This window comes from Ketobacter alkanivorans, assembly GCF_002863865.1.
Lineage (GTDB): Bacteria > Pseudomonadota > Gammaproteobacteria > Pseudomonadales > Ketobacteraceae > Ketobacter > Ketobacter alkanivorans.
On the sequence record NZ_CP022684.1, the window covers coordinates 3,815,303 to 3,828,193 of the forward strand.

General features: G+C 55.8%; 12 protein-coding genes. All 12 read right to left on the reverse strand.

The genetic code is table 11. The features are described 5' to 3' along the window. Window positions 1-54: 54 nt before the first annotated feature. Complete coding sequence (locus Kalk_RS16210; RefSeq protein WP_101895248.1) at window positions 55-1,332, reverse strand: HD-GYP domain-containing protein; 1,278 nt, start codon at window positions 1,330-1,332, stop codon at window positions 55-57. 328 nt (window positions 1,333-1,660) lie between these two features. Beyond that, window positions 1,661-2,509, reverse strand: a complete 849-nt coding sequence (locus tag Kalk_RS16215; RefSeq protein ID WP_101895249.1) for a DMT family transporter — start codon at window positions 2,507-2,509, stop codon at window positions 1,661-1,663. 39 nt (window positions 2,510-2,548) lie between these two features. Continuing rightward, window positions 2,549-3,898: a bifunctional DedA family/phosphatase PAP2 family protein gene (locus tag Kalk_RS16220; RefSeq protein WP_158643536.1), complete on the reverse strand. Its 1,350-nt coding sequence runs from the start codon at window positions 3,896-3,898 to the stop codon at window positions 2,549-2,551. A gap of 14 nt (window positions 3,899-3,912) precedes the next feature. After that, the gene (lipA, locus tag Kalk_RS16225; protein ID WP_101895251.1) at window positions 3,913-4,950 is read right to left on the reverse strand and encodes a lipoyl synthase; all 1,038 of its coding nucleotides are present in this window, start codon (window positions 4,948-4,950) and stop codon (window positions 3,913-3,915) included. Then, the gene (lipB, locus tag Kalk_RS16230) at window positions 4,947-5,621 is read right to left on the reverse strand and encodes a lipoyl(octanoyl) transferase LipB (protein ID WP_101895252.1); all 675 of its coding nucleotides are present in this window, start codon (window positions 5,619-5,621) and stop codon (window positions 4,947-4,949) included. Before lipB ends, lipA begins: the two co-directional genes overlap by 4 nt. A 2-nt stretch (window positions 5,622-5,623) precedes the next feature. Further along, complete coding sequence (locus Kalk_RS16235; protein ID WP_158643537.1) at window positions 5,624-5,890, reverse strand: YbeD family protein; 267 nt, start codon at window positions 5,888-5,890, stop codon at window positions 5,624-5,626. 160 nt (window positions 5,891-6,050) lie between these two features. Next, a complete protein-coding gene (locus Kalk_RS16240) occupies window positions 6,051-7,229 on the reverse strand; it encodes a D-alanyl-D-alanine carboxypeptidase family protein (protein WP_101895254.1) in 1,179 nt (392 codons plus the stop codon). Between the two features lie 126 nt (window positions 7,230-7,355). After that, entirely contained in the window at window positions 7,356-8,225 is an 870-nt protein-coding gene (locus Kalk_RS16245; protein ID WP_101895255.1) for a septal ring lytic transglycosylase RlpA family protein, read from the reverse strand. Beyond that, window positions 8,222-9,235 carry a lytic murein transglycosylase B gene (gene mltB / locus Kalk_RS16250; RefSeq protein ID WP_101896358.1) on the reverse strand — a complete coding sequence of 338 codons (1,014 nt, stop codon included), beginning with the start codon at window positions 9,233-9,235 and terminating at the stop codon, window positions 8,222-8,224. Before mltB ends, Kalk_RS16245 begins: the two co-directional genes overlap by 4 nt. 82 nt (window positions 9,236-9,317) lie before the next feature. Beyond that, window positions 9,318-10,466 (reverse strand): rod shape-determining protein RodA, encoded by a 1,149-nt coding sequence (rodA, locus tag Kalk_RS16255; RefSeq protein WP_101895256.1) that lies wholly within the window; start codon window positions 10,464-10,466, stop codon window positions 9,318-9,320. After that, window positions 10,463-12,343: a penicillin-binding protein 2 gene (gene mrdA / locus Kalk_RS16260; RefSeq protein WP_101895257.1), complete on the reverse strand. Its 1,881-nt coding sequence runs from the start codon at window positions 12,341-12,343 to the stop codon at window positions 10,463-10,465. Before mrdA ends, rodA begins: the two co-directional genes overlap by 4 nt. A gap of 51 nt (window positions 12,344-12,394) precedes the next feature. Continuing rightward, window positions 12,395-12,862 (reverse strand): 23S rRNA (pseudouridine(1915)-N(3))-methyltransferase RlmH, encoded by a 468-nt coding sequence (rlmH, locus tag Kalk_RS16265; RefSeq protein ID WP_101895258.1) that lies wholly within the window; start codon window positions 12,860-12,862, stop codon window positions 12,395-12,397. Window positions 12,863-12,891 lie beyond the last annotated feature (29 nt).

The following is a 12,891-nucleotide window of genomic DNA, read 5'->3' on the forward strand; positions in this document are numbered from 1 at the left end:
TTAACTGCCTGCTTTATCGCCGGTTCTGCCGACGGAAGGCCGGGCAGAAAATAATCAGAACGAAGATGCGTGACGGAAGTAATGGCTGTGGCGGTGTTCGCTGTCCGGTGCCAGCGCGGGTTGGCTGGCGACGATGAAGTCGTCGTTGGCAGGATTGTTGAGATCCACGATCCGGCGCTTGAAAAATTGCCAGGGTTTGCGGCCGTCTTCCAGTATCAGTAGTTTGGGCTTGAGGCGTGCCTTGTTCTGGCCGATGACCACTGCCAGGCGGTCGTCATTCAGAGTCACAACCGAGCCGGTTGGATAGAGCCCGATAGCCTGGATGAATTCTTCCACCAGATAGGAATCAAAGAGCACATCCCGTTGGCTGAACAGCTCTCGTACCGCATCGGCGGATGAGAGGGGCTCGTCACGGTAATCGTAACTGACCAGGGATTCATAGTAATCCGACAGACCAATGATTTGTGACAGGAAGGGAATATGTCTGCCACTGACGCCACGGGGGAAACCGCTGCCATCGTGACGTTCCAGGTGGTGAGATACCAGTTTCACGATGCGGCTGGTGAACTGATCGCTGGCACGCAGTAATTTCACACCGCGTACCAAAGACCATTTTAACATCTCGTTCACATGGGGCGTGGGTGTGCCCTTGATGCGCAGAATCTCTTGGGGGATGGTGGTGTAGCCGATTTTGCACAGCAGCGAGGCCAGAGCAAGATCCGACATGGCTTCGCGGGTCAGATCCAGATGACGCCCAGTCAGCACTGCCCAGGATGCCACACGAATGCTGTAATTCAGCAGATCTTCACTGTGGGAATCAATACGGGATAGATAGGCGAAGGCGTCCGGGTTACGGATGACGCTGTTCACCAGTTGATTGGATACATCCCGCAGGTCTTCGATGCTCAGGCGGCCATCACCAGCCAGTGCACGTAATGTACGTTTAATTCGATCACGAATGCGCTTGTGTACCTTGCGGGCCTGGCGCATTTCGGTGTTCAGGTTAGTCAGGCGCTTGTAGGGGCGGTCGTTCTGAATGCTGCGAATGCGCAGATTCAGTAGCTCTCGGCCGTTTCTACGTTGTTTCTCTTCGAAGTAATTGGAGACGAAACTGAAATCCTGAGCCGGGGCAACAGTAACCTGGGCGCGTGATTTTTGTACATCTACATACGCCCACTTGCAGAGGTGCTGCATTCTTTCCAGCTGTTCGCGGCTTTCGATATGGAACCCTTGAATCGGAAACGGCGTTTCGCGCCACGGGCGATCAATGCCCGAGACGAACATGCCTATCTGCAATTCATCTGCTATGAGTTTTTGGGTTCTGACTGCCATTTGCGAGCGTCTGCTATATAAAAGGTAGAACGTGTGTTTATTATATAATTTTAATGAATTGTAATCCTCTGGTTACAAAAAATGCAAAGCAGTTCTCGGCCTTTCGTGTTGAATTATGTAACCAACCTAACGATTTAATCGGTCTATAGAGACATTGCGGTGCGTTTGTATCCATCGGTTTGGGGCGCGAAGTCGCTGTCAGCGGGCGTGAGGGGGGGATTTGGTCTCTCTCACATCAGCCCACACACTTTCTAATGAATAGTTTTGGTCTGGGCTGATCCGAGAGAGTGCGCGCATAATAAATACAAACTGTTACATTTACAAGTCACTAAGATCGATAAGTTTCAAAGGCAGCGGTGCCAATAATAACGGTGCCGCCGAGGATGGTCATCCAGCCAGGTTCTTCTGCCAGCACCAGATACGCCAGTAGCGCGCCATAGACCGGTTGCAGGCATCCGATCAGGCCCACGGTTTTGGCTTTCAGGTAGCGCAGGCTGTTGGCAAAAAAACTGTGGGGCAGCGCGGTGAACAGGGCGCCCAGCAGCAGTAGCTTGATCAGATCCGTATTTTCCACATCCAACGGGTGGGTGGTCATAAAGGGTATGACCACCGCTCCCGCTACCACGCCCTGATACAGGATGCTGGTTTCGCCAGTGTAGCCCTTGAGGTAATGACCCTGCATTACGTTGCGCAGAGCAAATAGCGCAGCCGACAGTACTCCCCAGCACACCCCTTGGGTGACGCTGTTCTCGAGGTCGAATTCGGGTACCAGCAGGGTGACGCCAAACAGCATGACAAATGCGCAGATCACATCGGAGATGTGAGGTCTGTGGCCCTTAAATAATGGCTCCAGAAACACAATCAGAATGGGGTAGGTGTACATGGCCACCATGCCCACGGCGATGCCGGCTACCTGCATGGCCTGGAAGTAGGTGGCCCAGTGCAGCCCCAACAGGGCTCCGCCAGCCAACATGATCAGGCCGTCCCTGGGGCGCTGGAGCCGAAGGGGGCGGCGTTGTATCAACAGTAGAATCAGAATCACCGTCACCGCAATAAAGCTGCGCCAGACGGTGATGTCGCTGGCGGGCAGCGATATCAGTTTGGCGAACAGGGCGGTGCCGCCGAATATAAGAATGGCGCTGTGCAGAAACAACAGGCCTTTGCGTTTGTCTTCCACGGAATGCTCGCTGATGGACTTGGATTTTGTGGGCTGAGGTTAGATCAGGCTTACCGGCAGGTAGCTGTCTGATAATGCCTGAAAGCGGGGAATTACCCACAGGGCCAGGCTGACGCCCCAGGCTATCAGGGTGGCCACGATCACTGGCAGGGGGCGTATTGTACGGAACGGACGCTTTAATACAATGCAGTAGAGGGTGGCCAGGATCATGCCGCCCAGTAGCAGGCCGCCGAGGATGTCGGTGGGCCAGTGTACGGTCAGGTAAAGTCGAGATGCCGCGACGGTGGCGACCAGTATGCACAGTCCGCTGAGGATGGCTTTCTGGCGCTTGCCCGGTACGCCCGGCAGGCAGAGGATGGCGAGGGCTCCGAAAAACACCAGGTTCATGGTGGTGTGGCCACTGGGAAAGGCATAGGATTCCGGCGGCATGGCCACCAGTGCCGGTCGTGGCCAGGCAAACCCGTCTTTAAGCCCAAACAGCAGTGTTTGCCCCAGCAGGATGGTGCCCACCCAGAGTGTGGCGCCATACACATTGCGCTGGGCCAATATGGCGATGGTTACCAGCACGCCCCACAGGGTCATGGCATTGCGATAACCCAGTTCGGTGAGGCCGATAAAAAATCCATCCAGCCAGTGATGGCGCAGGCTCAGGGCCCACAGGCTAAAGCGGTGATTGAGATCCACCAACTGATCCAGCTGCATGACCTGGGATACCATAATAAACAGGCCCAAGCAGCTGCAGCCCGTAATCAACGCCAGTTGCAGTTTGTTACGGCGCTGGCGAATGTGATCGTGACACCACCACAGGGCCTGAGCCAGCAACCAGCCGCTGAAAATCATGCCGATCAGAAAGCCCATATGACGCCCCGAAAGGGCGTTTTCCGCTTCCAGACTGGCACCAATCAGGTAGCCGGGCATTAAGTAGAACGGTGCCCAGGCGATGGCGGACAGCATGTTGACGCCGAGAAAGCTGGTGGGCTTCATTTGCATTAGGCCTGCCACCAGGGGCATGACCGGGCGGATGGGGCCTACAAAACGGCCAATCACGATCCCCATCAAACCGTATTTGCGGAAGAAGACTTCGCCTTTTTCGATCCATTCAGGGTGGCTTTTAAACGGAGGCACCCGGCGTATCACTTCGTGGTAGCGGTAGCCCAGCAGAAAGCTGATACCATCACCTGCCACCGCACCGCAGAAGGCTGCCAGCAGCACCCAAATCACCTCTACTTCGGCGCTGCCCGCTGCGGTACCCGCCGCAAACAGCAGTGCCACGCCAGGTACCACAATGCCAACCACCGCCAGGGACTCCAGAAACGCCATCGCAGCGATCGCGATCAGAATCCATTCCTGGTGCTGGCTCAGCCATTGGGTGAGAGACTCAAATGCCACTTCCACGGCCGTGGTCAGTCTCTGGGTTCAAGCTTTAGGCTGGCTTTGTGTACGGCGTTAACGTCTTCACCTTTGTGTTGTAAATCAGCATGATAGGATGAGCGCACCAAGGGGCCGCTGGCTACGTTCGCGAAGCCAAGTGCCTCACCGAACAGACGAAACTCTTCAAATACATCAGGGTGTACAAAGCGGTCGACTGGGGCGTGTTGTTTGCTGGGTTGCAGGTATTGGCCGATGGTCACCATATCCACCTTGTGCTCCCGCAGATCCTGCATCACTTGTTTGACCTCTGCATCGGTCTCCCCCAGGCCCACCATCAGGCCTGATTTGGTGGCGACATGGGGCATGCGCTCTTTATAGAGCTTGAGCAGATCCAGTGACCACTGGTAATCGGAGCCAGGGCGTATGGCCTTGTACAGGCGCGGCACGTTCTCCAGGTTGTGGTTGAACACATCAGGCGGATCGGCTGCCATCAGATCCAGTGCGATTTCCATGCGGCCACGAAAATCAGGTACCAGCACTTCGATTTTGGTGCTGGGCGAGCTTTCGCGAATGGCTCGTATGCACTCACCGAAATGGCCGGCACCACCATCGCGCAAATCATCACGGTCCACCGAGGTCACCACGACGTATTTAAGGTTGAGGGCGGCAACGGATTCCGCCAGATGGGCCGGTTCTTCTGGGTCCAGCGCGTTGGGGCGGCCGTGGGCAACGTCGCAGAAGGGGCAGCGGCGGGTGCAGATGTCGCCCATGATCATAAAGGTGGCGGTGCCGCCGCCAAAGCACTCTGGCAGGTTGGGGCAGGATGCCTCTTCGCATACGGTATGCAGCTTCTGTTTGCGCAGCAGGGTTTTGATACGCTGCACCTCGCCATTGGCGGGCACCCGCACTCGAATCCAGTCCGGTTTCCGGGGAAGATCGGTGGTGGGGATCACCTTCACCGGGATACGGGCAACTTTATCTGCGCCGCGCAGTTTTTCGCCCTGAACGACTTTTTTGCGAGTAGGGTTGTCCGGCTTGCTGTCTGGGGTGGTGGGGGTATGCTGGCTCATACTGCGGTTTCGAATCCTGTGGCGTGATGGCAGCTAGTATATCCCAGCTGCTGCTGTAAATGATGGGCCATTCGTGAGCTGATGTGTCTGAAATCGGGCTGATCGGCGAAGTTGCGCACCTGGGTCATCTCCATACCCTGATAGCCGCAGGGGTTAATGCGCTGGAAGGGCTCCAGATCCATGTCGATATTGAGGGCCAGCCCGTGGAATGAGCGGCCGTGGCGAATGCGCAAGCCAAGCGAGGCGATTTTTTTGCCACCACTGTAGACTCCGGGGGCATCCGGGCGCGGCGCAGACTCAATATTCAGCTCGGCGAGGGTGGCCACGATGGCGTTTTCGATTCGGGATACCAGATCCCTGGCTCCGATGCCCATACGGCGCAGATCAATCATCAAATACCCCACCAGCTGGCCGGGCCCGTGGTAGGTGACTTGACCGCCACGATCCACTTGAATGACCGGGATGTCGCCGGGGGCCAGTACGTGCTCGGCTTTGCCTGCCTGACCCTGGGTGAATACACGGGGGTGCTGCAGCAGCCAGATCTCGTCGGGGGTCTGTTCGTTGCGTTGCTCGGTGAAGTCTTTCATGGCGTGCCAGGTGTCGGTGTAGTCCACCGTGCCCAGATCCCGCAGGATCAGAGTCTCGCCCGCTTCGCCTTTGAGGTCACTCATACCTAGAGGGTCATCGCGATTTCTTCGCGCTCATGCAGTTCAAGAAACACGGCTTCCACCTGTTCTTTTTGGGTGAAATGCACGGCGATGGTAACGGAAACGTATTTGCCGCTGCCACTTTCCCGCAATGAAATGCTGTCGCGATCGAAATCATGGGCGTGTTTGCCGACGATTTCGGTGACGATGTCCACCATGGGGTGTGTGGACAGGCCCATGATTTTCAATTTATGAACACAGGGAAATTCCCATAGGTGCTCCTGAATGCCCATTGTCATTACCTTCGAACTTAATAAGTCTCTATTGTATGACAGGCTTTGTCTGCAAACCATCCTGAGAACGTCTGTGGCAAAGCTGTCTTGAATTGGGGGCTAGATAAGTTAGGTATCAGGCAGTGCCCCGGCCTTGGGCCGGAGCAGCTGGAGCAGAGGCCTAGCTAAACAGGCCTTTTACCATCAACAGAATCCAATGCCAGAGGCGCTTGAACAGGCCGCCTTCTTCGACACTATCCAGGGCGATCAGAGGCTTGGTGGCAATGGTTTCGCCATTCAGTGTCAGTTTGAGCGTGCCGATCTTTTCGCCTGCTGTGATCGGTGCCTGCAATAATTCGGGTACCTCCAGCTCAGCGTTGATGTCACCGGCGGTGCCCCGTGGAATGGTCAGCCAGATGGCTTCTTCTGTGCCCAGCTTCAAGGTGTTGGATTTGCCTTTCCATATTTCGGATTGCAGCAGTTCCTGTTGCGCATCGTAGCTTTTGACGGTTTCGTAGAAGCGGAAACCATAGGTGATCAGCTTTTGGCTCTCGGCGGCGCGCTCTTTCTCTGAGCGGGTGCCCATGACTACCGAGATCAGGCGCATGTCATCTTTTACGGCCGATGAAACCAGACAATAGCCTGCTTCCTCGGTGTGTCCGGTTTTGATGCCATCCACGGCGTCATCCTGCCATAACAGCGAGTTGCGATTGGGCTGGCGGATGTTGTTGTAGGTGAATTCTTTTTCGGAGTAAATGGAATAGTCTTCGGGGTGATCGTTGATGATGGCGCGGGCCAGCAAGGATAGATCGCGGGCGGTGGTGTAGTGATCTTGCGCGGGCCAGCCGGTGGCGTTCTTGAAGTGGGAGTTGGTCATGCCGAGGCTGAAGGCGGTTTGGTTCATCAAGTCGGCAAAGGCGTCTTCGCTGCCGGCGATGTACTCAGCCATGGCGATGCTGGCATCGTTGCCTGACTGGATGATGATGCCCCGCAGCAGGTCTTCGAGTTTAACTTCAGTGCCTTCGCGGATGTACATCTTGGAGCCGCCCTTGCGCCAGGCTTTCTCGCTGATGCGCACCATGTCTTCGTAGCGAATGTTGCCGCTGGCTAATTGCTCGGAGGCAATGTAGGTGGTCATCATCTTGGTCAGGCTGGCGGGAGGCAGTTTCTGATCCGGGTTGTACTCGGTGATGATGTGTCCGGTTTTGGCATCCAATAGAATCCAGGACTTGGCGGCCAGGCTGGGCGGAGCCGGAATCATCGGGGCGGCGGCCCACAGATTCATGGCAGCAAACTGGGAGATAATCAGGGTGGCGATCAGGGCCAGAAGCCCACGGTGTTTTACAAGTGTGAAAGTCATAGTCGCGCTATACAGTTTCTGTTCGAACGTTTATTGAGTAGTCGTTGCCGACGGTCATTTTGAAATCAGGATCGTTTAATCAGGGTCTTTAAATCAGGCAGAGCCGATGGTAACACACTCGTTTTTTTATCGCCTGATCAATAAGGGGTCTGACACTGTACCGTGCAGTTGGTTCTGTACGGTCATGGCGGCCTGTTCGGTTAAAAACGGCCCGACCCTTACGCGATGTACGCCACTGCTGCCCGGTTCGGGGGAGGAGTGAATACCCACGGGCGCGTTGGTGACGGTGATCAATTGCTGTTGCATGGATTTTGCGGTGGAAAGATCGCGGTAGGCGCCCACTTGAATGTAGTATTTTTCGGCAGCCGGAGCCGAGTTTTTAGGCGGTGCATAGGGCACGGCGGTGGCTTCTGATTGTTTGTTGCTGGCGGGCATAGCGCCATCATTTACCGTAATGGCTTCCACCAGCACCCGGGCAGTACCCTGGTTGGCGTAGCCGATTTTGTGGGCAGCAGCGTAGGATAAATCAATGATGCGCCCACCGTGAAAGGGGCCGCGGTCGTTGACCCGTACAATGATCTGTTTGTTGTTATCCAGGTTGGTGACGCGCACGTAACTGGGTAACGGCAGGGTTTTGTGGGCTGCGGTCATGGCGTAGGGATCATAGGGCTCCTGGCTGGAAGTGGGGCGGCCAGAAAACTTTTTGCCATACCAGCTGCCGATACCGGTTTCCCGATAGCCGTGGGCGCTGGGCATTACGTAGTAGGTTTTGCCAAACACTTCATAGGGGGAGTGGTTTCCGTAGCGGGCGCGGGGTTCATGTTTGGGTTGGGCGTCTGGAATGTTGTGCCAGTCGCGCACTTCGCCGGGCGCGCTGTCTTTTTCTTCAAACGGGCCCGCTGTGTAGGGGCTATGACTGCTGCAGGCACTCAATAGCAACAGGGAAACCAGCAGGGTCTGAAAACGCAGTTGGCTGCGACGGTTGAGTCCAATCATGATAATCGTTGTTTCAGCTCTTCACTCAGTTGATACACCGCCATGGCGTACAGCGGACTGTGATTGTAACGGGTAATCACGTAGAAATTCTGCAAACCAATCCAGTATTCCGTACCTTCTGCCCCGGCAAAGCGCATGGCCGTGGCTTTTTCATCGTCGCGATAGTCCGCGTCTGCCAGTAGGCCAGCCTGTTTGATGTCAAGTATAGTCAATTGCGGTTTTTGTGGTTTTGGGCCTTGGCTGATGACGGCATCCAGCGCCGGGTTGTCGTTATCCGTCAGGCTGCGGGCAACGCTGGCCACCGGTTCGCCGCTTTTCCAGCCATGCTGTTTGAAGTAGTTGGCGACGCTGCCAATAGCGTCCACCGGGTTGTTGATCAGATCCCGATGACCGTCGCCGTCAAAATCAACGGCGTAATGGCGGTAACTGCTGGAGATAAACTGCCCGAAACCCATGGCTCCGGCGTAGGAGCCTTTGGCGCTCATCAGGTCGATGCCTGCTTCTTGTTCCAACTGTAGGAAATGCTTCAACTCGCTGCGAAAAAATGGGGCGCGAGGTGGATAGTCAAAGGCAAGTGTGGCCAGTGCATCAATCACCCGATAGTTGCCTTTGTGTTTGCCGTAGCGGGTTTCGACACCAATGATGGCCAGGATCACATAACGGGAGACGCCAAATTCCTTTTCTGCGCGCAGAAATGTGTCTTTGTGCGCTTGATAGAACTCAACGCCTTTGTCGACGCGATCCTGGGTTAGAAATATGGGCCGATACTCTGCCCAGGTTTTGGTTTTTTCTGCTGGGCGGGCGATGGCATCGAGAATGGATTGTGATTTTTCGGCGCTGCCCAGCAGGGTGTTGAGCTTATCCATCGGGTAGCTTTTTTCTGCTTCAATCTCTGCCACCAGTTTTTTTGCTTCTGGATGGCTCAGATAACCAGGTGCGGTGGTTGAGGCAGGCGCTGGTGAGGCTGCAGCGACTTGGCTGAAGATGCCGAGCGTCAGTAGCAGCGTCATGCGGCGCAGTGGTTTGCTCAAAGACTTCGGTGTTCTGTTGGTTTCAGATTGGCTCATCAGTTTACCTGAAATGTTCATGCTGTTAGGTGGAGACCAGTTTACGATGGGTATGAATCGACATCAGGATACCGAAACTGGCCATCAGGGTTACGATCGAGGTGCCGCCGTAGCTCACCATGGGCAGCGGCACGCCAACAACGGGTAAAATGCCGCTGACCATGCCGATGTTAACGAATACATACACGAAGAATGTCATGGTCAGTGAGCCTGCCAGCAGCCGTGAATAGGTGTCCTGTGCGTTCATGGCAATGTACATGCCGCGGGCGACGATGGCGAAGTAGATCATTAACAGAGCGCAGACACCCAGCAGGCCAAATTCTTCAGCCAGCACGGCGATGATGAAATCGGTAGAGCTTTCCGGCAGGAAATCCAGATGCGCCTGGGTGCCGTGGAGCCAGCCTTTGCCCTCCCAGCCTCCCGAGCCGATGGCGGTTTTAGATTGGGTGATATTCCAGCCAGCGCCCCAGCGATCCCGCTCAGGATCCAGGAAGGTCAGCACCCGCTGGCGCTGATAATCATGCATGACCATCCATATACCGCCCGCAGCGGGTATTGCCGCAGCGGCCAGGCCAGCGATGTATTTCCAGCTGAGGCCAGATAGAAACAGCACCAAAAAGCCGGAGCTGGCGATCAGCAGCGAGGTGCCCAGATCCGGTTGTTTGGCAATCAATAGTGTCGGCACCAGAATCAGAATGGCCGACAGCAGCACCGGCTTCCACCCCGGAGGCAGAGCCCGTTCGGACAGATACCAGGCCAGCATCATGGGCACGATGACCTTCATGATCTCGGAGGGTTGAAAGCGCACGCCGGTACCGGGGATCGCCAGCCAGCGCTGAGCCCCTTTGGCTTCGGTGCCGGTAACCAGCACGCCAATCAAAAACAGAAGGCCCAGGCCAAATAGCCAGGGCGTCCAGCGTTTATAGGTGCGGGGTGAAATGAAGGCCATTATCATCATGGCCGCAAAGCCTGCTACGATGCGGACTAATTGCCGCATCAAGGTGTCCATGCTTTGGCCGCTGGCACTGTAGAGTACAAACAATCCCACACTGACCAGAACCAACAGCCCGCCCATAAGGGGAGCGTCCAGGTGAATGGCTTGCATTATGCTGATGCGCTTGGTGACAGGGGAGTGACCACTGCCCAGCTGATGTTGATAGTCGTATCGGCTCATGGTGTCTGCACTGCCTGTGTGGTGGGGACGTCCGCATCCTGTTGCAGTGACTGGAAATAGGCATCCAATACCTGGCGGGCCACGGGCGCGGCCGCTGATCCACCGCCGCCGCCGTTTTCCACCAATACTGCGATCGCAATTTTAGGCTTATCTACCGGGGCAAAGCCCACAAACAGGGCGTGATCCCGATGCCACTCTGCGATCTTTTCAGCATCGTATTCTTCATCCTGTTTGATGCCCAGCACCTGAGCGGTTCCGGTTTTGCCTGCGATGTCGTAACCCTCAAGGCCTTTGGCAATACCGCGGGCGGTGCCTTTGGCGCTGTGCACGACATCGCGCATCGAGTCGGTAATACGCTCCCAGTTTGCTTGATTCTTAAGGGTGATGGGGGCTCCGGCATCCGGTGTAGACAGCGGTATACCGCCGATGGCTTTTACCATGCGGGGCTGCACTTTTTCACCACGATTGGCCAGAATGGCTGTCGACAGGGACAGCTGCAGTGGTGTGGCCAGCATATAGCCCTGGCCGATACCGGTGATCAGGGTTTCGCCGGGAAACCAGGCCATATTGCGATTGGCTTTTTTCCAGAAGCGGGAGGGGAGCAGGCCGCCTTTTTCATTCACCAGATCCACGTTGGTTTTGCTGCCAAAGCCGAATGGCTCCATGAAGTCATGAATATCATCAATGCCCATTTTGAAGGCCAGCTCATAGAAGTAGGTGTCGCAGGATTGCACAATGGCGTCGTGTAAATTAACCACACCGTGCCCCCACTTTTTCCAGTCACGATAAAAACGATCGTCGTTTTCCAGCTTGTAGAAGCCAGGGTCGTAGATGGAATAGTCCCAGGTGGTGGCACCGGTGTTGATGCCCCCCAGACCCACGATGGGCTTGATGGTGGATCCTGGCGGGTAGCGCCCCTGCAGCGCCCGGTTGAACAGGGGGCGTGCCCTGGAGTTCTGCAGGGCATCGTAACTGGCGTGGTCGATCCCGGTTACGAACAGGTTGGAGTTGAAGCCCGGCACGCTGACAAAGGCGAGAATGCCGCCGGTTTCTGGTTCGATTGCCACCACCGCGCCGCGCCTTCCTTCCAGTGCGGCCACTGCGGCCATCTGCGTGGGCAAATCCATAAACAGTTGCAGGTTTTCACCGGGGGTTGGCGCGGTGCGTTCCAATACTTTGGTGATGCGACCACGGGCGTCGGTTTCGATAGTCTGGAAGCCAACCTGACCGTGCAGGCGATCTTCGTAAAAAGCTTCTATACCGGTTTTGCCGATGTGTTCTGTGGCGCTGTAATTGGTTGCGTCGAGTTTTTTCAGTTCGGCTTCGTTAATGCGCCCTACATAGCCGATGGCGTGTGACAACGCCTCCGCTTTTGGATAGTGGCGCACCAGGTTGGCATCCAGGCTGACACCGGGCAGCAAGTGCTGATTCACCGCAATGATGGCGATTTCTGTTTCGCTGAGTTTGAATTTTACCGCGACCGGGGTGAATGGGCGTCGACGTTGGGACAGCCGTTTTTTGAACTCATCCTGACGGCTGTCGGAGATGTCCACCAGACGGGACAGTTTCTGCAGTGTGTCATCAATATCAGGGCATAGCTCTTTGGTGATACTGACGGAGTAGTTGGGTCGATTGTCCGCCAGCAATTGCCCGTTGCGGTCAACAATCAGCCCTCGGGTCGGAGCAATGGGCTCGACGCTGACCCGGTTTTCATCAGACAGGTTGCTGTATTTCTCATATTGCAGTATCTGCAAATACACCATCCGCGAAATCAGAGCCAGAATCAGCAGGATGACCATGAAAACAGACACCACAGCCCGGCGCGCAAACACCCGGGTTTCTCGGTAGTGGTCTTTCAGGGTTATGGGTTTTGGCATGCTGAGCGCCGACTGCCTCTGTTCGTTGTCTGGATGATCGCGATGTAAGCGTTACCTGTGATAGGGATGGCCCTTTAAAATAGACCACGCACGATAGATTTGTTCCGCAATTAAAACACGAACCAGGGGGTGAGGCAGCGTCAGATCCGACAGAGACCAGCTTTCCTGTGCTTTTTGCTTGCATTGGGGAGCCAGCCCTTCAGGGCCGCCGATCAGGATCGACACATGCTGACCACCCTGCAGTAACTGCGCAAGGCGGTCGGCCAGCTTTTCTGTGCTGATGCGTTTGCCGGGCACATCCAGTGTAATGACGTGGTCGCCGCCATGAATTGCCGCCAGCATCAGTTCGCCTTCCTTGTCGGTGATGCGGTCTACGTCGGCGTTCTTGCCCCGTTTGCCAGCCGGGATCTCCACCAGCTCCAGGGTGATATCCTGGTTCAGGCGTTTACTGTATTCCTCATAGCCCTGGGTGACCCAGGCGGGCATTTTGGTGCCCACTGCAATCAGGCGAACGCGCATATCGGTCTTGTCTGCTTGGCCTTGGTGAT

Coding starts and splice junctions, on each gene's coding strand:
- Kalk_RS16210 (WP_101895248.1), bottom strand. CDS start 1,332: ATGGCAGTCAGAACCCAAAAACTCATAGCAGATGAATTGCAGATAGGC.
- mltB (WP_101896358.1), bottom strand. CDS start 9,235: ATGACGCTGCTACTGACGCTCGGCATCTTCAGCCAAGTCGCTGCAGCC.
- rodA (WP_101895256.1), bottom strand. CDS start 10,466: ATGAGCCGATACGACTATCAACATCAGCTGGGCAGTGGTCACTCCCCT.
- rlmH (WP_101895258.1), bottom strand. CDS start 12,862: ATGCGCGTTCGCCTGATTGCAGTGGGCACCAAAATGCCCGCCTGGGTC.
- mrdA (WP_101895257.1), bottom strand. CDS start 12,343: ATGCCAAAACCCATAACCCTGAAAGACCACTACCGAGAAACCCGGGTG.
- Kalk_RS16245 (WP_101895255.1), bottom strand. CDS start 8,225: ATGATTGGACTCAACCGTCGCAGCCAACTGCGTTTTCAGACCCTGCTG.
- Kalk_RS16235 (WP_158643537.1), bottom strand. CDS start 5,890: ATGGGCATTCAGGAGCACCTATGGGAATTTCCCTGTGTTCATAAATTG.
- lipA (WP_101895251.1), bottom strand. CDS start 4,950: ATGAGCCAGCATACCCCCACCACCCCAGACAGCAAGCCGGACAACCCT.
- lipB (WP_101895252.1), bottom strand. CDS start 5,621: ATGAGTGACCTCAAAGGCGAAGCGGGCGAGACTCTGATCCTGCGGGAT.
- Kalk_RS16240 (WP_101895254.1), bottom strand. CDS start 7,229: ATGACTTTCACACTTGTAAAACACCGTGGGCTTCTGGCCCTGATCGCC.